Genomic DNA, 21,478 nt, shown 5'->3' with positions numbered 1-21,478 from the left:
AGAGAAGTGTGGGTAACGTGCAATGAATATAATGACCGTAGAGCAGATTGCAAAAAGTTATGGCGAGAAAATCCTGTTTAAGGATGCTTCATTCGGTATGGCGGATCAGGATAAAATCGGTGTTGTTGGTGTAAACGGGACAGGTAAATCGACATTTTTGCGCGTTATTGCAGGTATGGAGCCTGCGGATGAGGGACAGATTTCCATCGGCAATGATGTACGCGTGCAGTTTCTGGCGCAGAATCCGGACTTTAATTCGAACAACACCGTATTGCAACAAGTGTTTGAAGGTGACAGTGCCGAGATGAGAACCGTGCGCGAGTACACGGAAACGATGGAACTACTCGAATTAAACCCATCAGATACGGCTTTGAATGAACGTCTGATGCGCCTGAACCAACAAATGGAGCAACTTCAGCTTTGGCAGATGGAGAGTGAAGCGAAGAGCATTTTATCCAAGCTGGGTATACAGCAGTTCGATGCACTTATGGGGACATTGTCAGGTGGACAACGAAAAAGGGTTGCGCTTGCTTCCGCGTTAATCCATCCTTGTGAATTGCTCATTCTCGATGAGCCTACGAACCATATCGATAATGATTCTGTCGTATGGCTGGAGCAGTATTTGCAGAAACGCCGTGGCGCATTACTTATGATCACGCATGATCGTTACTTCCTGGATCGAGTGGCCAATGTTATGCTGGAGCTTGATCACGGGCGTTTGTTCCGATATGAGGCGAATTATACGCGGTTTCTGGAGCTGAAGGCTGAACGGGAAGAACGGGAGTCGGCCTCAGAACAAAAGCGCAAGAATCTGTTACGAACCGAACTTGCGTGGATTCGCCGCGGAGCTAAAGCACGGACTACAAAACAAAAAGCGAGAATTGATCGCTTCGAACAACTGAAAGATCAGCAGGGTGTCCAACGCTCGGGCTCTCTGGAAGTGTCTGTTGGTTCTACGCGTCTGGGGAAAAAGATACTGGAGATTGAACATCTCTCCAAATCTGTTGATAACCGCAAGCTGATCAACGATCTCAGCTATATTGCTGTTCCTGGCGACCGCGTAGGCATTGTAGGTCCGAATGGTAGCGGTAAGTCTACTTTACTACAGATGATTTCAGGTCGATTGCAACCGGACGCTGGAGAAGTTGTTCTGGGGCCAACCGTGAATCTGGGTTATTTTACTCAAGAACATCAGGAGATGGATGAAACGTTGCGCGTGATCGAATACATCAAGGAAGTGGCTGAAAATATAAAAACAGCAGATGGTTCATTGATCACCGCTTCACAGATGCTTGAACGCTTTTTATTCAACCCAACCTCCCAATGGACACCGATTGCCAGGTTGTCGGGCGGAGAGAAACGTCGTTTGTATCTGCTTCGCATTTTGATGGCTGCTCCGAATGTACTGCTACTGGATGAGCCGACTAATGACTTGGATATTCAGACACTTGCTGTGCTTGAAGATTATCTGGATGATTTTCCGGGCGTTGTGTTCGTTGTATCGCATGATCGTTACTTCCTTGATCGTACAGTAGACAAAGTGCTGGCGTTTGAGGGGAACGGCGCTGTACGTGTGCACGTAGGTGATTATAGTGAATATGCGGAATGGATGCTCAAAAATGCCGCTGGTAATCAAGAGAGCGGTGCGAGTGCAGCCAAGAAACAGGTCACTGAGAAAAGCGTTGAAGCTTCGACTCCAGTTACAACACAGGCAAAACCTAAATTAAAATTCAGCTTCAAGGAACAGCGTGAATACGATCAAATCGACGAAAATATCGAAAAGGCTGAAGGAAACCTTGCCCGGATTAACAAGGAGATGGAAGAATCCTTTAGCGACTCAGCACGTCTGCAAGAGTTAATGGCAGAACAGGCTGAGGCAGAGCGTCATTTGGACGAATTGATGGAGCGTTGGACTGTGCTTAACGAGCTAGCAGAGCAGATTGAGCAAAACAAATCTTAATTTGGTTGACGTCAAGCAAACAAAACATACTTTACCATACCAATGCCTTTCTTCATCAGGCGGCTTTGTGCCGCTTTGGAGGAGGCATTTTTGCTTTAAATAACATGGATGAATCCAGACATTGAACATAAAAGATGAAACGTTACCCTTGTTTATTACGTTTTATTAGTAATGAATTCCATAGAAGGGAGAGAGCGTGAAATTGATCAATAATGAAATCAATGAACAACTCGCCATGCTTAAGGAAAAAGGAAGAATCTACGAAAAATGGACGAAAAGACTTCATAAGCTCCAAGAGGAGGAGAAGCAGTGGGAAGCAAAAGTGGAACATTGCACCGTAGCTCTTCAGAAGGAACAGGAGGACGTGGATCGGCTGAACGGCATGAGCTTGGCCTCATTTTTCTATGATCTGATCGGCAAGAAGACGGAACGTTTGGAGAAAGAAGAGCTTGAACTGCTGGAGAGCAAGTCAGCTTATGATACAGCTTGCCGAATGTTACAGGATGTTCAAGAGCAACGGAATCAAGTTGAGCAAGAGCTTCAAAGACAATCGCAATATCGGTACTGGGAGAGTGACTATCAGGTATTATGGGGGAAAAAAGAACAACGCTTGCTTAAGCAGGATGAAGAACTGCAACGATTGGCTGAAGTACGGGAGCATCTGGCAAGTGAGCTACAAGAGCTTAACGAGGCTCTCAGAGAAGGAGATTACTTGGCATATGCGCTTGAACGTGCAGAGAAGGCTTTAGAATCAGCAGGAAATTGGGGGATCTATGACATGATGGGTGGAGGTGCAATCTCCACGCATATCAAGCGCAGTCGTATGGATGATGCACAAGTGGCTATTATGGATGCGGGTAAGCGTCTGCGTCGTTTTCAGAAGGAATTAGAAGATGTAGAAATGGCGGTAAACGCCGATTTGAATTTGGGCGGTCTGCTGTCCTTTGCGGACTATTTCTTTGATAACTTCTTTGTGGATTGGATGATTCAGGATAAAATTCGTAGTGCCGAGAAACAGGTGAAACATGGACTTAGCATGGTACGACAGACAATACAGGTTTTACATGGAGAGATTAAGGATCACGAAGCCCGGCTTCAGGTTCAGGAACGCCGTTATAGAGAGTATGTGGAACAGGCCTGATCATGAGATGCGCCTAATGTGGCTACATGTTTCAAATAATAAAGGACACAACTTCCACGCCGTTCATGCGGTCAAAGAATGTGTCCTTTTTAATATTGAGAATGGCTTAATTAACTGAATGAACTGAATCAAAGCAATAAACAAAGGGATTGTGCATTAAAAAGTAACCTAACCTAGCTTCATTCCTTACTTCGTAGTAATGTATGCAGCAAGTAGCTTGGCTGTATTGATTACCGCGCTTTTATGCGTGCGCTCCATAGAATGAGAAGCGTGAACGCCTGGGCCAATCAGGGCAGCGCGAATATTGTTTCCTGCACGCAAGGCAGCACTGCCATCAGAGCCGTATTGAGGATAAATGTCTACCACGTAGTCCATGCCATCCTGTTTGGCTAGCTCAATTAGACGACTTGTCATATCGTAGTCATAAGGACCGGAAGAGTCTTTTGCACAGATGGATACATCCGTTTCTTTACAGCTAAGATCATCACCCATGGCACCCATATCCACAGCAATCATTTCGCTGATCTCTGCCGGAATATATGCCGCTCCGTGTCCAACTTCTTCATAGTTTGAGATGAGCAGAGAAACGTTATGTACAGGCTTCCAGCCTTCACGATGAGCGGATTCAAGAATACCAAACAGGGCCGCTACACTGGCTTTATCGTCGAGATGGCGAGATTTGATGTAACCGCTTGGTGTAATGACAGCCCGGGCATCAAAAGAGATAAAGTCACCTACACCAATACCAAGCTTTAATACATCCTCCTTGGACGATACCACTTCATCAATCCGGACTTCCATATGATTTTCCGAGCGTTCAAACGTACGAGCATCAGGGTATACGTGCACGGATGGATGCAGAGAAAGAATCGTTCCCGTATATGCATTGCCGTCTCTAGTGTGAATGGAGCAATACTCGTTCTCGATGCTATGCATCGTAAAACCGCCAACAGAGGTCAGTTTTAACGTGCCGTAAGAGGTGATGGACCGCACCATGGCACCGAGCGTGTCTACATGCGCACTTAAAGCAATGGTTCTGGAAGGATCTTCACCGAGCAGTGTGAGCATAGCTCCACCTTTGTTGTTCAGTTCACAGGAGATGTTCAGGGAACTCGCTTCCTTGCGAATCATCTCTATAATGTGGTGAGTGTATCCGCTTGGACTGGGTGTATCCAGTAATTTTTTCAAAAAAGACAGAACGTAAGATTCATCAATAGTAAAATTCATCAATATTTTCCTCCTTTGTCTTGCAGGTACAGGTCAAATAGAATACAGCCTGTCTGGGGGAATACATGTCCATTCCGATCTACCAGCAGGCTGTTTTCTGATTGATTTCTACAACGTACCTGTATTGTTGCCTTTTTGCTGAGTCTGGATTGAATCGTTGTGCAGCTGGTGATCGTGTTCAGGTTCGGTTGAGCGGGTGGAATCCATGTTATCGTAAGAAACGGGTGTAGTAGCGCTGGCTGCAGAAGCTTCCAATTCAGCTACACGCAGATGCAGGCGTTTATTCTCCCGTTGCAGTCGATATTGACGGTAAATTCCGTAAGAGCCTACAATGATACCACCAATTAAAGTACAGCCTAAAATCAGCAAAATCAATGGAACCCGAACCGTATTGAACAGCAGGTTAACCTGAACAGAATCTACATTGATGACTGCAAAAATTCCTGTCAGCAGCGCAAAAACAAGACCTGCGATAAGTGCCCATTGCATTTTCATGATGTTGCCTCCTTGTTGTGAACCAAATGCTAACTAGAATGCATTACCCTTTTTCAAGAGTACTGCATCTCGCTTGATTATAAAATCCCTTGCCCGCCCGGGGCAAGGGATACAGATTACAGGGGATTGCAACCTTATTTGGTTAACTGTTCCATCTGTTCGATCAATTCTTTGAATACACTCATCGCTTCGCGGATAGGCTGCGGTGTTGACATATCCACACCCGCTTTTTTCAAAATATTAATGGAGTAGTCACTTCCACCGCTCTTCAGGAATCCGAGATAACGATCGACTGCAGGTTGGCCCTCTTCCAGAATTTGCTTCGAGAAGCTGGTCGCTGCCGAGAAACCTGTAGCGTATTTATATACATAGAAGCTGTTATAGAAGTGGGGGATACGTGCCCATTCCATCTCGATATCTTTGTCAACGACCATATTTTTACCATGGTACTGTACATTGAGATCGTAATAAATTTCTGACAGTAACTGTGGTGTAAGAGCTTCGCCTTGTTCAGCGCGTTCATGAATAATTTTCTCGAACTCTGCGAACATGGTTTGACGGAATACCGTAGTCCGGAACTGATCTGCATAATACGTAAGTAAATACAGTTTTTCCTTCGGATCTGTTGATTTATTCAACATGTAGTCCATGAGCAGTGCCTCGTTTGTCGTTGAAGCTACTTCTGCAAGGAAAATCGTATACTGTGCATCACGATACGAAAGGGTTGTATCCGAATAATGGGAATGCAGCGCATGACCCATCTCATGTGCCAATGTGAACATGCTGTTCAGATTGTCTTTATGGTTAAGCAGTACATACGGGTGAGTGCCATAGGCACCCCATGCATACGCACCTGAGCGTTTGTTCTCATTTTCGTACACATCAATCCAACGATTATCATATCCAGCCTGAAGAGCCTCTGCATATTCTTTGCCGAGTGGCGCGAGACCTTCCTTGACTGTCTTTTTAGCTTCTTCATAGGTGATGTCCATCTTGTATTCATCCACAAGTGGAGCGAATAGATCATACATATGTAGTTGATCCACACCAAGCAATTTTTTACGGAGATCCATATAACGGTGCAAGAGCGGAAGACTTTCATGAATCGTGTCTACCAGGTTGTTATACACATCCGTTGGGATGTTGTCACCATACAGGTTCATTTCCATGACAGAAGGGTACTTCCGCACGTTGGCATAAAACATATTTTTGGTTACGTTGGCATTCAGTGCTGCGGCGATCGTATTTTTCTGTTTTGCGTAGGTTTCATATACCGCTTTGAAAGCGCGCTCCCGAACTTCACGGTTTGGGTTCTCAAGAAACTGAATATAGCTGCCGTGAGTCAATTCGACTTCTTTGCCATTCTCATCTTTAATCCGTGGAAACTTGAGATCCGCATTGTTCAGCATGCTGAAGATGGTCTGCGGTGCTTGGGACAGATTGCCGACCTGTGCGAGCAGTGCTTCTTCCGCCTGGCTTAATACGTGTGCCTTTTCCCGTTTCATCTCTTCCAAGGTAAACGTATATGCGGAGAGACTCTCATTCTTAATAAGGGCGTCAAGCTCTGAATCCGGTAAAGAAAGAATCTCAGGTGTGACAAAGGAAAGTGCTTCGCCTACCCGTACTCCGAGTTTTTGAGCTTTTTGGGACAGGCTTTGATATGTAGGATTAGCTGTGTCTTCATCTTGGTGCATGCGAGCATATACGAAAAGCCGTTCAAGCTTGAGCCCGATTTCGTCTTCGAATTCGAAGCTGGCTTTAAGGACGTCAGGCTGATTTAATTTGCCTTGAAATTCGGAGGCTTTTTTCATCATAGAAGATACTTCTTCATACTCCTGATCCCAAGCCTTCTGATCGGCATATAAATCTTCCAGTTTCCATGTATGCTCGGCGGGCACCTCGGAACGTTTCAATAGTTTACTCATGGGAATCCTCCTTTGATTATGTGCTGAAAATACGGGCATAGCCGCCTTCGTCTCCTGTGCAAGTGCAGCAGGAGACGAAGGAATAAGACTAAGAGCCAGAAGAACAGATAACGATTTCTGATATTTCAACGGCCTTCCTCCTTACCATACGAATCACTCGTCCCTAATAACTTCGTATAGTATGACCTGGGCACAGCCGAAATATTTGAGCGCCTTGAATCGCGTGTTAACACGTTCAGAATTCTGTATCAGGCTCCCATGTTAACGAGGTAATATACGATGAGGAAAAAGGCAAAACATACGAGCAATGTAGCGATTAGCGCCATTCCTCTTCTAAGACGATCCGGGACGGAATTACGTCCCAGGATCAGCGCAAACCCCAGTGCGAAGGCAAGGATAATGAAGATAACGACATTGCCTGAATCAAGCTGCATCGATTAAACTCCCTTGAAGGCAGCCATTAACGCACGCCATTCCTCTTCACGATTTTCGAAATCCTCTTTCGGGAAACGACGCTCGGCCCAATGCATTAATGCAGGACGGCTAAGGAATGTGTGGCATTCTTCGCCCCATTCTTCTGATATTTCCCGTAGAACGAGATACTTGCCTTGTACTTCTACAGTCATCATATTCCACTTGTCTGTTTTGTATATTTCATGTTTTTTTATCATAGGTAGTCTCCAAACTAACGGTTTTGGTAAAATGATACCGTACACTACGATGCAAAGCAAATTTTTTCATCAATTATGGAAAAGATAAATTGCAAAATGGAAGCCCATACAGTATAATAAGGATATTCGCCATAGATGGCGATATTTTTAGGAGGTTGTTCATTTGAAAGGTACAGTTAAATGGTTTAACGCAGAAAAAGGCTATGGCTTTATTTCAGTTGAAGGCGGCGAGGACGTATTCGTACATTTCTCCGCAATCCAAGGCGACGGCTTTAAAACATTGGAAGAAGGTCAATCGGTAGAATTCGAAATCACTGATGGAAACCGTGGTCCTCAAGCAGCTAACGTAACTAAATTGTAAGATTTTTCCGTCATTCACGGACTTCTTATAAATGATCGATTATAGCTGAACATCACAAACACAAGCACAGTCCCCATTCGGAGACTGTGCTTTTTTTGGTTTTCAGCGCTCATGTGGAACGATGCGTTGTCGTGCGTAACAATTGAAAGCCGAAACCAATCAATGAAGCTAGTGCAAAGGACATAGCGGTAAGATAGAACGTCTGACGTCCTGTAAGCTCTAATAACAAGCCACCCAAGGTTCCGCTTAAAAGTCCAGAAGAGCTAGACCACACAATCGTAAATAAAGCCATGCCCGTTGCTCGAAAATTATCAGGAACGAGTCGGGTTATATAACGGACCGCAGTGACATAAAAGATACCGAATGTAACGCTATGCATCGTTTGAATAAGAACAACGGCTGCTGGTGTATGCGAGATAGACATGAATAATAATCGAATGGTATACATCAAGGCCGCTAAGGTGAGAAGTGGGAGTTCCTTGTATTTGTTTCCATATTTGCTTAGTAGCAAAAATATCGGAATCTCACTCACAGAGGAGATGAGCAAGGACCAGCCGATCAATCCTTCACTGGCACCCAAATCTTTGAGTGTGATCGTCAGAAAGGCTTCGTTCATCCGATGACCCATAGCTAGCAGAAACACACAGCCGAAAAAAGCAAGAACATCTCGGCGTTTCAGGATAGCCCACAATCCGGATAAATCCATTTTGCTACTGCTACCAGCAGGCTGGTCCCGTAATTGGAAGCTGATCAGTAAGGTCACAGCTGCAAGGCTAATGCAGATCCACATCGTCCATTCGGAACCAAAAGAGCCAAGGACGTAACCGATGCTAAGGGCAAAAAAAGCATATCCGATGGAACCGAACACTCGAATGGACGTGAAATTTCGACCATATTTATTCGCCGTTGTAATTGCCATCGTATCCGACAGTGGGTAGACCGGATAATAGAAAAAGTAAAATAGAGTTACAAGGACAAACACTTCGCCAAAGCTTGATGCATTGGCAAGCAGAATTCCAGTGATTAGCTGGCCGCCGAGCAGTAGGATCATCACTTTCCGTACGGTCTTGTATTTATCACTCGCCATGCTCCAGAACATATTGGAGAATACAGAAATGAGCGGTCCGATGCCATACAGGTAACCAATCTCGGCAGGACTGAAGCCAAGATGGCTGAAGTAAAGCTGGAAGTACGAGACTACCAGTGCGGTAGAACCAAAGATGGTGAACATTAGTGCCCGGAGCCAGTTCTGATCTGGCCGGGCCGTATGACTTGATTTCATGATGAGAGACTCCGTTCTTAAATCTAATTCAGATTATTTCATGATTTAGACTTCTGATAATTTGTTTCATAGATCATATGATATGACTGTGTTCCCAAATGGACTAGCCTTTCAGGGATGAAGAGCCGCGAGATGGCGGGATAGACATCGTTGGTTCTTTTTGCGTGCGCCGGATGACCAGCCAGACAATAACAAGTTCTGCAAGCAAACCAAGTGATTGGGCGGCTGCCCCGATCATACCATTCCAAGCGGGGAAAATGCTTACCAGAATAAGCAATACTATAATTGTGCAAATCGCATTGGCGCTCTGTGAACGAAACATCGTTTTGGTCTGACCGCGAAGCAGAATAAGACCATTGCTGAAGTCCAGAAAAGGAGAGATCAGCGGAAATAATACAAAGGCGCGAAGTGTCCAGAGACTTTGCTCCAGTAGCTGGCCCTGAACGCTCATGATATTTTCGAGTACCCATGGTCCCAGAGGCGTATACGCAATGGAGACAGTCATCGCGAACGGTATAAAACCGGTAACGAGCGCAAATTTCTTAACGAGTTTGGCATCGATCAGATAGAAGTTGAGCACGATCTGATGAATGTAGGTAAAAAAGCTTAACATGAGCTGCATCAGACTGCTCGCTACAGCAAAAGAGGAGATAGCCAGCGCGATTCCGGTTGTTTTACCGAGCACAATGTTAATGACAGGACCTATAAACAGGGCTACAAAACTGGATAAAAGCAATGGTTTGTAAAAACGATACACATCCCCCTTGCTCTCAACGGGATGATCCTCCAGCTTGGCAGGCATTTTTCTCATAATGTTTCTGCCTTCCAAGTAGCTAACCAGAGCTTCAATCATCATTCCCGTAGCAAAGATGATAGCGCCTACACGACCGCTGTTAATAGAGTCTGTGTAGATGAAGTACAGGGATAACCCATACATACCCGCTAACCTGAATACCATGCCGATCGTGAGCCATTTGGTTCGGTTATTTGTGATGATTATGCCTTGATAGATATTACGGATGACAGAAAAAATACTGACGTACATCAGGATCTCGTATACGTCGATCACTTTGCTTAGTAGATCCGGGCTGACGCCGAATAAATATTTGAACACACCGGTACCAATGGGTGAGTACACAATAAGAAATCCGATGAGTAGCACGCAAGCCAGAAATATTTTGGTCACAAACGTAAGAGCCTGAAAGGAGAGGCGGTCACGCACCAGGGCGGAACAGGTTTGACGCAACAAGGTGGAGGGACGCTCCGTGAGGGTCAGCAAACTTCCCGCAATGGCATAACTTGCAATAACAGTCTCTGGATGAGCAGAGCGTGCAAGTGTGCTGTTAATGATTACGTGTGATATCGTAACTAGAGAGGCGGAGATGCCAAGTGGCACAAAAAAAGAAAATAACCGTCTCCACGAAAGTGGTTCACCTGACGACATGTCAACGACTCCTTTGATGGATAGAAATATGGATAGTATATCATAAAGCTTTGAACGGGGATGCGATTTTTTACGCGGTTTATGCGGTAGATCATTTGTACAATTAAGGGGATCATATTATAATAGGAATGGTTAAAATCGCTCTAATACGTATTCAACCAAAGTGGAGGCACATTTATTTTGAGCCAATCAAATCGAAAACGTCATCAGTACCCGCGAGGACCGCTGGCATTGATGAGAGGGGTGTACAAATACACCATTCCGGAAACGCGTAAGGCATTGGATGGATGGCGTGCTCAGGCAGAGACAATTCCAAATGAGGAATTACGTACTCAAGCACTTGCCAGTCTAAGGGATAAGCAATTTCACTGTGAAGGTGGAACTGTCTATGCATTAGCGGATATGTCCAATAGACATATTCTTATTCCGCTAATCGTTTCGTATCAAACCATAAGTGATTATTTGGACAATCTGTGTGACCGCAGCACCTCGATGGACCCGGCTGATTTTCGCTTGCTCCATCAATCTATGCTTGATGCGGTAGATCCCGAGGCAACACCTGTCAATTATTATGCGCTCCGTGAGGATCAGGATGACGGTGGGTACCTACGGAATCTGGTGACGACATGTCAGGAGCTCACTCGTCAGCTACCAGGATATTCGTCAGCCAAGCCCCAAATACAGGATCTGGCAGGCCTATACACGGACCTGCAGGTATATAAGCACATCAAACCGGAACTGAGAGAAACGGCTTTGCTCGAATGGTGGTCGGAGCATCGCCACCGCACACCTCAGTTACGCTGGAACGAATTTGCCGCTGCTACGGGCTCTACTCTGGGTGTATTTATGCTGTTTCTCGCTGCAAGTGACGATCAGCTGACCGAAGAGCAGGCGGTATCGATCCACACTGCCTATTTCCCGCACGTATGCGCATTACACATCATGCTCGATTATTTGATCGATCAGGATGAGGATCGTGTCGGTGGGGATCTCAACTTCTGCAATTATTATGAGAATGTAGAGATGATGCTGGAACGAATTGCTTTTATTGTGGAGATGGCTCGCAGTGATGTGCAGAAGATTCCGGGCACTTCTTTTCACCGGATGATTATTGAAGGACTGATAGCCATTTACCTGTCTGATCCCAAAGTCAGCGAACAGCATGAAGTTCGCGTCGTGTCCAAACGCTTGATGAAGAACAGTCCAATGACACGTGTGTTTTTCTTCATTTTCAGTCGGTGGATACGGAAGCATATGTAAGTCAGGTGTATTGTTGCGGAGCCTGAAGTGAAACTAGAGGAGGAAGAAACATCATGACAGCAGTAAAGAAAATCGCAGTGCTAACGAGCGGTGGCGATTCACAGGGGATGAACGCGGCTGTTCGTGCGGTTGTTCGCAGCGGACTATTTCACGGATTGGAAGTGTTCGGTATTCAGCGCGGATACCAAGGGCTTTTGAACAATGACATTTTCCCGATGGATCTGCGCAGTGTTGGGGATATTATCCAGCGCGGGGGAACCGTTCTGCAATCTGCACGTTGTAAAGAGTTCTATACCGCGGAAGGCCAGCAAAAAGGAGCAGATATTTTGCGCGCACGCGGTATTGATGGTCTTATTGTTATTGGCGGAGACGGTTCATATCATGGTGCAAACAAATTGAGCAAGCTTGGCATTAATACGATGGGTTTGCCAGGTACCATTGACAATGATATCTCATTCACCGATTATACAATCGGATTTGATACATCCGTAAGCGTCGTGGTTGATGCGGTAAACAAGCTTCGTGACACGATGTCTTCCCATGAACGTTCATCGATCGTTGAGGTTATGGGCCGTCACTGCGGAGATATTGCGCTCCATGCCGGACTTGCTTCGGGAGCAGAAACCATTCTGGTGCCGGAAGTACCCTTTGACATGGACGAAGTGGCTGAACGTATGAAAGCAAACTTTGCACACGGCAAACGCCACAGTATTATCATCGTAGCTGAAGGTGTAGGTAAAGGCGAAGACGTGGCCAAAGAACTGATGGAACGCTGCCCGACATATGAGCCGCGTGTTACCGTTCTTGGACACATCCAGCGCGGTGGTACACCAACGCCATTTGACCGTAACCTCGCTAGCCGTCTTGGTGACTTCGCTGTTCGTAGTCTGATTGCGGGCGAGACGGATAAAGGCTGTGGACTTGTCAAAGGTGAGCTGGTTCTTACGGACATCGATAAAGTTGTAAATACGAAAAAAGCATTTGATATGGAAACGTATGAGCTTGCACAACGCTTGTCTCAATAATTCCTTTCAACAAAAAAAGAGCACACTCCGTATGATTCGGAGCTGTGCTCTTCTTTTTGTATTCGGTGTATTCTCTTTCTTCTGTGTGAAGAAAGAAGAAAAGCATGCGAGGAGAACGCAGTTTGCTTACGCGCGAAGGGAAGCTTTCTTCTGAACCCGGAACAGTCTCCACAACAGCGCAGTTGCCCCCACTGCGAGTCCTGCAATAAGACCAATCCAGTATCCAAATGCCCCAAGTGAAGTGTAAGTTGCCGTAAAATAACCAACGGGCAGACCGATAATCCAATAAGCGACAAAGGTAATGATTAACGCCGGATTGACATCTTTGTACCCCCGTAGTGCTCCTTGTGTCGGCGTAGCAATGGCATCGGAAATTTGGAAGAAAATTGCGTAGATTAGAAAATGCTGCGTTAGTGTAATTACTTCCTGTTCGTTGGAATAAATTCTCGCAATGGGCTCTCCGAAAACCAGCAAAATAATCGCTGTAATCAAGGAAAGGCCAATAGCTCCCCCGATTCCTAGTAGACTATACTGTCTGGCGTCTTTCAGTCGGCCTGCACCATTTTCAAAGCCAACCAGAATGGTGAGTGCCATACAGATGCTCACAGGTAACATATAGAGTGTAGAAGCGAAGTTCAGTGCTGCCTGATGGGCGGCTATCGTGACCGTATCGAATCGGCTCATCAGCAAGGTGACCGCAGCGAAGATAGACGTTTCAAAAAAGGTTGCAAATCCAATCGGGACCCCAATGACCAGAAGTTCCTTCCATTTGCTAAACGAGATCCGTGACCATTGACGGAAAATAGAATGCTTGGCGAATGGCTCGATACGATGGGCGAAAAACAGGCTAATCAAAAAAATAAGCCAATATGTACATGCTGTGGCCACACCTGCACCAACACCGCCTAATTGAGGGAAACCCCACCGCCCAAAAATGAGCAGATAGTTGAGCAAAATATTAACGGGGAGCGAGACGAGTGTGATGAGCATGGTAACACGTGTCTGTCCAAGTGCATCCATAAAACTGCGAAGTACTGTATATCCGAATAGGGGCATAATGCCAAAAGCTAGCGCACACAGAAAATAAAACGCTACATTTGCAACATGCGGCTCGAGGGGCATCGCGTTTAAAATGGGACTCAACAATAAAGCGCCTGCTCCTAGCACAATAAGACCTACAGCAATGCCCAGGTAGAGCGCCTGAATGACGCTCCGTCCAATCTGATCATGTTGCCTGGAGCCGAGCAGGTGAGAGACAACAGGGGTTATTCCCATTAAAATCCCGCTAAGTCCGGTCTGCACGGGCATCCATAGGCTTGTACCTATAGCGACTCCTGCGAGATCAGCTGGAGAAAATTTGCCGGACATATTCGTATCAAAGAACGACATGGCCGAAAGCGCAATTTGAGTGGTGAAGATGGGCAAAAATATAATCAGGAACTGTTTGATCTTTTGTGGAAAGCTCGATGTGTTCATATTCACTTAAGGTGCCTCACGATCTATATAGTTATCATGCTGATGTCATATCAGACAGCTATTAATTGTAGAGGATTTTTACGAATTTGGATAGTGCAACAGGAGAAAGGGGCTTGAAGCAGGAACAGAGTGCCTTAACAAATATTCAGGATGTTAAAATATAAAAAACCTCGCTCCCGCGATAAACGGGACGAGGCTCGAGATTATGGAGTTCATAATCAAATCTGCGGTTAAACGAGTAAAATTTTATAAGTGCTAATTAAGTTATTTGTACTGTACGCCAGGAGTATAGCGATTGGATGCATTCCATAGCAAATATTCATCCACATTCATTTCTTTCATCGCTTTAATCTGATCTTCGACCTGTTTCTTACCGTATTTGATATAATGTCCGCTACCCAGCCAACTTGCGGTGAAGTCTTGAATCCATGGCCGAATGATTGGTTTGAGTTCTTTGGTAGGGTCGAGCTTCTTATGTGTATCCTTCATAGAACCTTTAATCGTTGTGTAGGGGTCTTTGTCAGGGTCTTTCACACCATACCAGCCGGTGGAATAATGACTTGGATAGACCATAGGTGAGATGACATCCACGTTTTCTGATATTTTCACAAAATCCTGACCAATACCTTCGGCTGCCGGCACAGAGGCTGCATATCCAAAAATATCTACCGAAACTCGGACACCAAGAGGTGCAAGCTCTTTACGTGCGTATTGCACAAATTCGGCGACAACGTCAACACGTGATTGATCGGTCTGTGTGTACTTTAGTGTATCTGCGCGTGTTTCAAATCCCTCGGGAAAGCGAACGTAGTCAAACTGAATTTCCTTGAAACCGAGCTTCGCCGCTTCTTTGGCAATTTCAATATTATAATCCCATACCTCTTTGCTGTAAGGATTCACGAAACTGTCTCCTTTACCGTTGGCCCATACAGAGCCGTCCTTATTACGAAAGGATAGTTCGGGGTTCTTCTTCGCTAGAATGGTGTCCTTGAATACAACAACTCGTGCGATAGGATACACTTTGTGTTTCTCTAATCGTTTCATCAAGGCATTGATATCTCGAATAAAAGATTTTGCTTCGCCCATAGTTTTCACGGCTTTGTTTTTGGACGGATATGTGATATACCCGAGATCATCCTTGATATCAATAACCATAGCATTTAGTTCTGTCTGATCGGTTAGTTCGAGCAGTTGTGCCATTCTTGCGCCACCAGCACTGTACGCTGTGACATATATGCCTTTAACAACAGGAGCATCAGGTTGCGGATCGACCTTGGCAGGGGGATTGTCAGCATCAATGACGACTTGTTCTTTTTGTGATTGAATAATGGCTGTGTTAAAACTGTTGCTTAACGAGGGTAATTGACTATTATTGCTATGACCCAGATCCGGAGCTACCGACGTTCCTCCGAAACCTCCCAAGGCCATTGCGAACAAAGCCCACAGTATGTTCATACTTTTTCACTCCCTTTATGTACATTCCATACTTGATTATACAACAAAGCCTCCGTGCTTTTAACCATATTAATCCTTTTATGAAACATGTGGAAAAAATGAAAACCGCTCCCTGACTGAGGAATACCTCGTCAAGAAGCGGCGTAATCGATCTGAAAAATATTATTGAATATACACATCATTCTGATGCTCACAAATACTGTACTGAATGATTTCCATTGCATCTCCCTGTTCCAGGATGCCCAGCCCATCCCGGAGAACAATCAAAGAGTCGAGTTCATTCGGTTTTAAGAAAGGGAGCATTTCCGGGCACCATTTGTTGACAATTTCAAACAGTTTTACCGTTTCCGTATCCACAATAATCACCCTTTCCTACTCGAATTCCAAAATGGTAAGTCATTCGGCGCGAATCGGGAAAGCATATGGCTTTGTGAAAAGTAAAGGTTAGAACCTGCTTACAACATATTTAAGAGCGGTGCACCATTATTATACCACAAACTTGCGAATTGTTAACGGGCAGATAACTAACTGCGGCGGAATGAGCCCATCACGCCTACGGTTTCCACGATGTTAACAAATGCTTTTGGATCGGTCTCTTTGATAATGCGTTTGATCTCAACCAGTTCGTAACGGGTAGTCACAGTCATTAACATATCCTTTTCAATGTCAGTGTATGCCCCTTGGGTTTTAATTTTTGTGACGCCGCGTGGACGAGTCAGAAGTTTTTTCAGCATCGCTTCGGTTTCATTGGTGATGATGTAGAGCGTAACCTTGACGTGACTGATATGAATGAGATCCAGCACTTTACCTGTAACATAGATTGAAACCATGGAGGCCAGAGCGGTATTCCAGTTATTATTCAGATAACCAGCTAGTAAAATGATCGCTCCATTCATACCCGCCATGACGGTGCCAATCGGGAAATCACGATTTCTGGTGAAAATGGAACCGACAATATCCAAGCCTCCAGTAGAGCCGCCCACTCTAAAGGAAACACCGGTACCTATTCCAACCAGCACGCCGCCAAACACACAGCTTAGAATTGGATCGGTCGCTACAGCAGAAACAGGCAGCAGTCCAATAAACCAGGAAGTGGCTGCTACCGACACAATGCTCAATATAATGAAACGTCGTCCAAGAATAAACCAACCTGCAATGAGCAGAGGGATGTTAAGAACAAAATACATTATACTAAGATTCAAATTGGTAAAATAACCTAAAAGCATGGAAATACCGGATACTCCACCGCTCAGAAGCTGGTGGGGCACCAAAAACCAGTTAAAGCCGCAAGCAATAGCTGCAGCACCCAAAATGATCACCAAAGAGTGCCAAATTATTTTGGGCAATTTAATCACCTCATTTTTATTTAAAACCAGATTGCTGGTAATCTTGAATAGTTTTATGATATAATGATTTGTGGATATTCTTGAGTAGGAAACTTTTCCCAAATCGAAAGCTAAAATTTGAAATGTTTCAAACACATGATTGTAGTTTTAGTCTTATCTTGGGGACCCATTCATGGAATTATGTTCGTTCATGAAAATAATTCGTCCCGTTGGGATACCCTATAAATATTAACGCTACTTAAGAATACAGACAACAAAGTGGATTGTCCACCATGTCCACCATATAAAAGGAGTATGAATAATTTTGACAAATTTAAATTTCACAGATTTCAATCTTGAACCACTGGTGCTGCAAGCCATCACTGAGCTCGGGTTTGAAGAAGCAACACCGATTCAATCCAAATCGATTCCTTTTGCACTTGAAGGTAGAGATTTGATCGGTCAAGCTCAAACAGGTACAGGTAAAACCGCTGCATTCGGTATTCCGTTGATCAGCAAAATCTCCAAAACGGATGATAAAATCCGCGCCCTCATTATGGCACCTACACGTGAACTTGCGATCCAAGTCGCTGAAGAGATCGAAAAACTTACTCGCTTCAAAGGTCTACGCTCCCTGCCAATCTACGGCGGACAAGATATCGTACGCCAGATTCGTGCATTGAAAAGAAAACCACAGATTATCATCGGTACACCAGGACGTCTCCTTGACCACATCAACCGCAAAACAATCAAACTTGATGATGTACAAACTGTTGTATTGGACGAAGCAGATGAAATGCTCGACATGGGTTTCATGGAGGATATTCAATCGATCCTGAAACAAGTTCCAGACGACCGTCAAACGATGCTGTTCTCTGCAACAATGCCTCCTAACATTCAAAAATTGGCTCAACAATTCTTGACTAATCCAGAACACGTTTCTGTTATTCCTAAACAAGTCAGCGCTCCGTTGATTGATCAGGCTTATATTGAAGTACCTGAGCGCCAAAAATTCGAAGCTCTTAGCCGTTTGCTGGATATGGAATCCCCAGAACTGGCAATCGTGTTCGGACGTACCAAGCGTCGTGTTGACGAATTGGCTGAAGCTTTGCAAAAACGTGGATATTCCGCTGATGGTTTGCATGGTGACCTGTCTCAAAACCAACGTGATACGGTAATGCGTAAGTTCCGTGATGGCAGCATTGATGTACTCGTTGCAACAGACGTGGCGGCGCGTGGTCTCGACGTATCTGGCGTAACACACGTTGTGAACTTTGACCTTCCGCAAGATCCGGAAAGTTATGTTCACCGTATTGGCCGTACAGGTCGTGCGGGTAAAGAAGGTGCGGCATGGTCTTTCGTAACTCCGCGTGAGATTGATCACTTGCACTTTATCGAGCGTGTAACACGTCACCGTATTCCGCGTAAACCGTTACCTACGATGGCAGAAGCGGTTGAAGGAAAACAACGCGTAACGGCTGAACGTCTCCTGGAGATTGTACAATCCGGTGAGCTGAACGAATACAAAGGTATTGCCATTCAAATGCTGGAGCAATATGATTCTGTACAATTGTTGTCCGCAGCTTTGAAACTCCTGACAGGCGACAAAAAAGATGCTCAGGTTGATCTGACTCCTGAAGATCCAATCCGTGCTAAACGTCGTAGACCAGATGTTCGTTCTGGCGGACGCAAACCATCAGGTTACAGCGGTAACCGTAGCAGTGGTGGCGGTGGTGGTTATAACCGTGATCGCAACAGCAGTGGTGGTGGACGTGGCGGTTACAACCGTGACCGCAACAGCAGTGGTGGAAGTGGAAGCAGAGAAGGCGGCTACAACCGTGATCGCAAACCGCGTCCAAGCAATAACGAAGGACGTCGTCCGGCTAGAGATAACTCTTTCGAATAAGTGTAACATTTAATGAGGATGGGGCAGGAAGCTGCTCCATCTTTTTTTACTTTGTAAAAGTTCATAAACTTTCCATTTATTAGAGCGATCAGTCTTGCCTAAAGTGATCTACTTTCGGGAAGTGCTGGCTTTTACTATATATAATAAGGTATATTAATATTAGAATTCAGGTTAGACGCAAGGTGCGGAGGAGGAGAAATGTTTGGAATTTAAAGGAGCTATGGGCGGGCTTTACCGGCTGACAGAATGGATCACAAGACTGGCCGCAAGCAATCTCTTGTGGGCGATCTGTTCTTCACCTTTCTTGTTTTTCATGATTATGAAGCTGCTCGTCATGCAACAGAATCTCGCGAACGAATCATTACAAATGAACTGGGCTATAGCCATTGTGGCACCGCTTACACTGTTTCCGGCGACCTCGGCTTTGTTCACGGTTGTTCGTAAATGGAATATGGGAGATACGGATGTGCCGATCTTCCGTACATTCTTTACAGGTTACAAGGAAAACTACAAACAAAGTTTAATTGGTGGCATTTTTTACACACTGCTGTTCGCAATCATGTATCTGGACTATACGGTTTATATGACCCAGTTCCGTAATATGCAACTGGTTGGCATTATTATGCTTGTGTTGTTGTTATTGTTGTTTGTATCCTTGTTTAACTTTTTCTCAATGGTTGTACATTACCATATGTCGATCGGCCTTATTATTAAAAATGCAGTCCTGTTAACGCTGATTCGACCTTTCCGTGTGTTCTCCACATTACTGGGAAGCGGGTTGTTGTTCTATTTCGGATTGCGTTATCCGGTGCTGTTTATCTTTTTCATCATGAGCATCGTGGCTTGGTTTGCGTTCTTTAACTTCTATGCAACCTACAACAAAATGCAGGAGCAGATGCAAAAGATTCAATTGCAAAAAGAGGAAGAAGAGGCAGCTGCTTTGGCTGAAAAATCAGGAGAACAGGATGAAGCACAGAGTTCTGAACCTGCTGAAAATAAAGAGTTTACACAGCAAAAATAAAACATGTCTGTATGGCATTTACTTTTTACACAGTTAGGGATATAATAGGTGTACATCCTGCGATGTACGTTTCGGTTATTCGTTGTTTTGAACCAATGATGATGTCTTCGGGAGATTAATACAAAGTGTTGCTGAAAAGCCCTGTCTATACGACATGGGGACTTCAAATGCATTTTTGCAGTCACCCACCTGCCAAGCAGGTTCATAAGACAATGTAGCCGGACGGCATAGGCGGGTTTCTAATTTCACCATGTACAGCACCCTGACTTTTCCTTTTTACGAGGAAGCCGGGGTGTTTTTATGTTGATTTTTGGGTGGATCTGATGAATGATTTAATTCGGATTATTGTTGATCCTAGTATTTTTGTTAAATATGATGCTTACCCTTTTGTTACTACTTGAACAATGTTACACTAGAATACATAATGGAACGGTTACACTCAAAGGAGGAAGGGTCTTGACCTTAAAGAGAACGCTCGTCGGTATCATCCGAAGTATGGAGGGGACCAGCGATCGAGCCAAGGATCCCAAATTAAAAACACGCTATTACAATTTATCCAAAGAAAAAGCCTGGGAAGAAGTATCTTCGACACTAAAAAAAATTCCGGGTTATAAAGTACTGCATGAGGTGCACTCTGTAGGCGAGATTATACTGGAAAAACGCACGACGTTTGGGCGTACAATGGATATTACGGTTTCCATTATTTCGGTGAGTCCTGTACGAAGTGCAGTGGATATGTACTCTGCTTCCCGCGGTTCATTGGGAGATCTCGGTTCCAACTATCGTACGATTATGCACTTGTTCTCCGTACTTGATAAAAAGCTCAGCAAGTATAAGGCGAATGAGTGAAATAAATGATGAAATAATAAAAAGCGAGAGAAGGATGACCTTCCTCGCTTTTATTCTGCAATTACGAAAGTTGTTTTACAGCAAAGCTTTTACTGCAGCAATGGCTTGCTCGAAGTTAGGGGAGTCTGTCATTTCAGGCAAGTACTCCACATATGTAATTTTGTCTTCGGCATCCAAGACAAAAATAGAGCGCATATCCAGTTGGAATTCTTTGATCAGAACGCCATAGTTTTGGCCGAAAGAGCGTGTTTTGTAGTCGGAAAGGGTAACCACGCGGTCAACACCGGCCGCACCGCACCAACGCTCCTGTGCGAATGGAAGGTCTACGCTGACGGTCAGAACAACAACGTTCTCACCGAGTTCAGCTGCCTCAACATTGAAGCGGCGAGTCTGAGCATCACATACGCCAGTATCCAGAGAAGGAACAACGCTGATTAATTTAATCTTGCCTGCGAAGTCTTTCAGAGATGCATCTTCAATCAAGTTTTTGCTCACGGTGAAGTCAGGTGCTTGATCGCCCACTTTCAATTCAGGTCCGATCAATGTGATAGGGTTGCCTTTAAATGTGGCTGCGCCTTTACGTTCTTGTGTCATAAATAATGTTCCTCCTTATAAATTGGTGATCCGTGCCAAAATCCATTATAATCTTTTATGA

At 44.8% G+C, this 21,478-nt stretch carries 20 protein-coding genes and 1 other RNA gene; 9 read left to right on the top strand and 12 right to left on the bottom strand.

The features are described from left to right. The first annotated feature begins 22 nt into the window (after window positions 1–22). Together J2T16_RS07905 and J2T16_RS07900 are read left to right on the top strand one after the other, a co-directional pair. Entirely contained in the window at window positions 23–1,960 is a 1,938-nt protein-coding gene (locus J2T16_RS07905) for an ABC-F family ATP-binding cassette domain-containing protein (protein ID WP_221786520.1), read from the top strand. Window positions 1,961–2,156: 196 nt separating this feature from the next. Then, window positions 2,157–3,101, top strand: coding sequence for a hypothetical protein (locus tag J2T16_RS07900; protein ID WP_221786521.1), 945 nt, complete (start codon window positions 2,157–2,159; stop codon window positions 3,099–3,101). A 186-nt stretch (window positions 3,102–3,287) separates the two neighbouring features. Here the strand turns inward: J2T16_RS07900 and J2T16_RS07895 are convergent, their stop codons facing one another. The 5 genes from J2T16_RS07895 to J2T16_RS07875 all read right to left on the bottom strand — a co-directional run bounded on the left by J2T16_RS07895 (window position 3,288) and on the right by J2T16_RS07875 (window position 7,419). After that, window positions 3,288–4,328 carry a M42 family metallopeptidase gene (locus J2T16_RS07895; RefSeq protein ID WP_221786522.1) on the bottom strand — a complete coding sequence of 347 codons (1,041 nt, stop codon included), beginning with the start codon at window positions 4,326–4,328 and terminating at the stop codon, window positions 3,288–3,290. A 108-nt stretch (window positions 4,329–4,436) separates the two neighbouring features. Then, window positions 4,437–4,823, bottom strand: coding sequence for a LapA family protein (locus J2T16_RS07890; protein ID WP_154886587.1), 387 nt, complete (start codon window positions 4,821–4,823; stop codon window positions 4,437–4,439). 134 nt (window positions 4,824–4,957) lie between these two features. Further along, complete coding sequence (gene pepF, locus J2T16_RS07885; protein ID WP_154960060.1) at window positions 4,958–6,748, bottom strand: oligoendopeptidase F; 1,791 nt, start codon at window positions 6,746–6,748, stop codon at window positions 4,958–4,960. Between the two features lie 248 nt (window positions 6,749–6,996). Continuing rightward, window positions 6,997–7,182, bottom strand: a complete 186-nt coding sequence (locus J2T16_RS07880) for a hypothetical protein (RefSeq protein ID WP_090924720.1) — start codon at window positions 7,180–7,182, stop codon at window positions 6,997–6,999. Window positions 7,183–7,185: 3 nt separating this feature from the next. Then, entirely contained in the window at window positions 7,186–7,419 is a 234-nt protein-coding gene (locus tag J2T16_RS07875) for a hypothetical protein (protein WP_090924721.1), read from the bottom strand. 163 nt (window positions 7,420–7,582) lie between these two features. Between J2T16_RS07875 and J2T16_RS07870 the strand changes: the two genes are divergently transcribed. Then, window positions 7,583–7,780, top strand: a complete 198-nt coding sequence (locus J2T16_RS07870) for a cold shock domain-containing protein (protein ID WP_499018078.1) — start codon at window positions 7,583–7,585, stop codon at window positions 7,778–7,780. Window positions 7,781–7,889: 109 nt separating this feature from the next. On the opposite strand, the gene J2T16_RS07865 is transcribed toward J2T16_RS07870, so the two are convergent. Then, a complete protein-coding gene (locus J2T16_RS07865) occupies window positions 7,890–9,062 on the bottom strand; it encodes an MFS transporter (RefSeq protein WP_221786523.1) in 1,173 nt (390 codons plus the stop codon). Window positions 9,063–9,165: 103 nt separating this feature from the next. After that, complete coding sequence (locus J2T16_RS07860; RefSeq protein WP_499018077.1) at window positions 9,166–10,506, bottom strand: polysaccharide biosynthesis protein; 1,341 nt, start codon at window positions 10,504–10,506, stop codon at window positions 9,166–9,168. Between the two features lie 180 nt (window positions 10,507–10,686). Between J2T16_RS07860 and J2T16_RS07855 the strand changes: the two genes are divergently transcribed. Both J2T16_RS07855 and pfkA read left to right on the top strand, forming a co-directional pair. Further along, window positions 10,687–11,766: a tetraprenyl-beta-curcumene synthase family protein gene (locus J2T16_RS07855; protein ID WP_499018076.1), complete on the top strand. Its 1,080-nt coding sequence runs from the start codon at window positions 10,687–10,689 to the stop codon at window positions 11,764–11,766. A 53-nt stretch (window positions 11,767–11,819) separates the two neighbouring features. Next, the gene (pfkA, locus tag J2T16_RS07850) at window positions 11,820–12,791 is read left to right on the top strand and encodes a 6-phosphofructokinase (protein WP_123064288.1); all 972 of its coding nucleotides are present in this window, start codon (window positions 11,820–11,822) and stop codon (window positions 12,789–12,791) included. 126 nt (window positions 12,792–12,917) lie between these two features. Here the strand turns inward: pfkA and J2T16_RS07845 are convergent, their stop codons facing one another. The 4 genes from J2T16_RS07845 to J2T16_RS07830 form a co-directional block, all read right to left on the bottom strand. Continuing rightward, window positions 12,918–14,267: an MATE family efflux transporter gene (locus tag J2T16_RS07845; RefSeq protein ID WP_499018196.1), complete on the bottom strand. Its 1,350-nt coding sequence runs from the start codon at window positions 14,265–14,267 to the stop codon at window positions 12,918–12,920. A gap of 264 nt (window positions 14,268–14,531) precedes the next feature. Continuing rightward, window positions 14,532–15,722 (bottom strand): putative glycoside hydrolase, encoded by a 1,191-nt coding sequence (locus tag J2T16_RS07840; protein ID WP_221786524.1) that lies wholly within the window; start codon window positions 15,720–15,722, stop codon window positions 14,532–14,534. A 162-nt stretch (window positions 15,723–15,884) separates the two neighbouring features. Beyond that, entirely contained in the window at window positions 15,885–16,079 is a 195-nt protein-coding gene (locus J2T16_RS07835) for a hypothetical protein (RefSeq protein ID WP_090924726.1), read from the bottom strand. A gap of 167 nt (window positions 16,080–16,246) precedes the next feature. Further along, on the bottom strand, window positions 16,247–17,068 hold the full coding sequence (locus J2T16_RS07830) for a YitT family protein (RefSeq protein WP_090924727.1): 822 nt from the start codon (window positions 17,066–17,068) through the stop codon (window positions 16,247–16,249). A gap of 304 nt (window positions 17,069–17,372) precedes the next feature. On the opposite strand from J2T16_RS07830, the gene cshA reads away from it, so the two are divergent. From cshA to J2T16_RS07810, 4 genes are all read left to right on the top strand, one after another. Continuing rightward, window positions 17,373–18,953 (top strand): degradosome RNA helicase CshA, encoded by a 1,581-nt coding sequence (gene cshA, locus J2T16_RS07825; RefSeq protein ID WP_154886576.1) that lies wholly within the window; start codon window positions 17,373–17,375, stop codon window positions 18,951–18,953. Window positions 18,954–19,155: 202 nt separating this feature from the next. Further along, window positions 19,156–19,974: a YesL family protein gene (locus tag J2T16_RS07820; protein WP_154886574.1), complete on the top strand. Its 819-nt coding sequence runs from the start codon at window positions 19,156–19,158 to the stop codon at window positions 19,972–19,974. A gap of 51 nt (window positions 19,975–20,025) precedes the next feature. Further along, window positions 20,026–20,216: non-coding RNA, 6S RNA (gene ssrS, locus J2T16_RS07815), on the top strand. 214 nt (window positions 20,217–20,430) lie between these two features. Continuing rightward, window positions 20,431–20,823, top strand: a complete 393-nt coding sequence (locus tag J2T16_RS07810; RefSeq protein WP_090924730.1) for a DUF1499 domain-containing protein — start codon at window positions 20,431–20,433, stop codon at window positions 20,821–20,823. Window positions 20,824–20,898: 75 nt separating this feature from the next. Here the strand turns inward: J2T16_RS07810 and tpx are convergent, their stop codons facing one another. Further along, window positions 20,899–21,417, bottom strand: coding sequence for a thiol peroxidase (gene tpx / locus J2T16_RS07805; RefSeq protein WP_253495664.1), 519 nt, complete (start codon window positions 21,415–21,417; stop codon window positions 20,899–20,901). Window positions 21,418–21,478: the final 61 nt, after the last annotated feature.

It is taken from the genome of Paenibacillus intestini (assembly GCF_030803945.1).
Taxonomy (GTDB): domain Bacteria; phylum Bacillota; class Bacilli; order Paenibacillales; family Paenibacillaceae; genus Paenibacillus; species Paenibacillus polysaccharolyticus.
The sequence above is the reverse complement of the archived record's forward strand: the minus strand, read 5'-3'. Positions and strand labels throughout refer to the sequence as shown.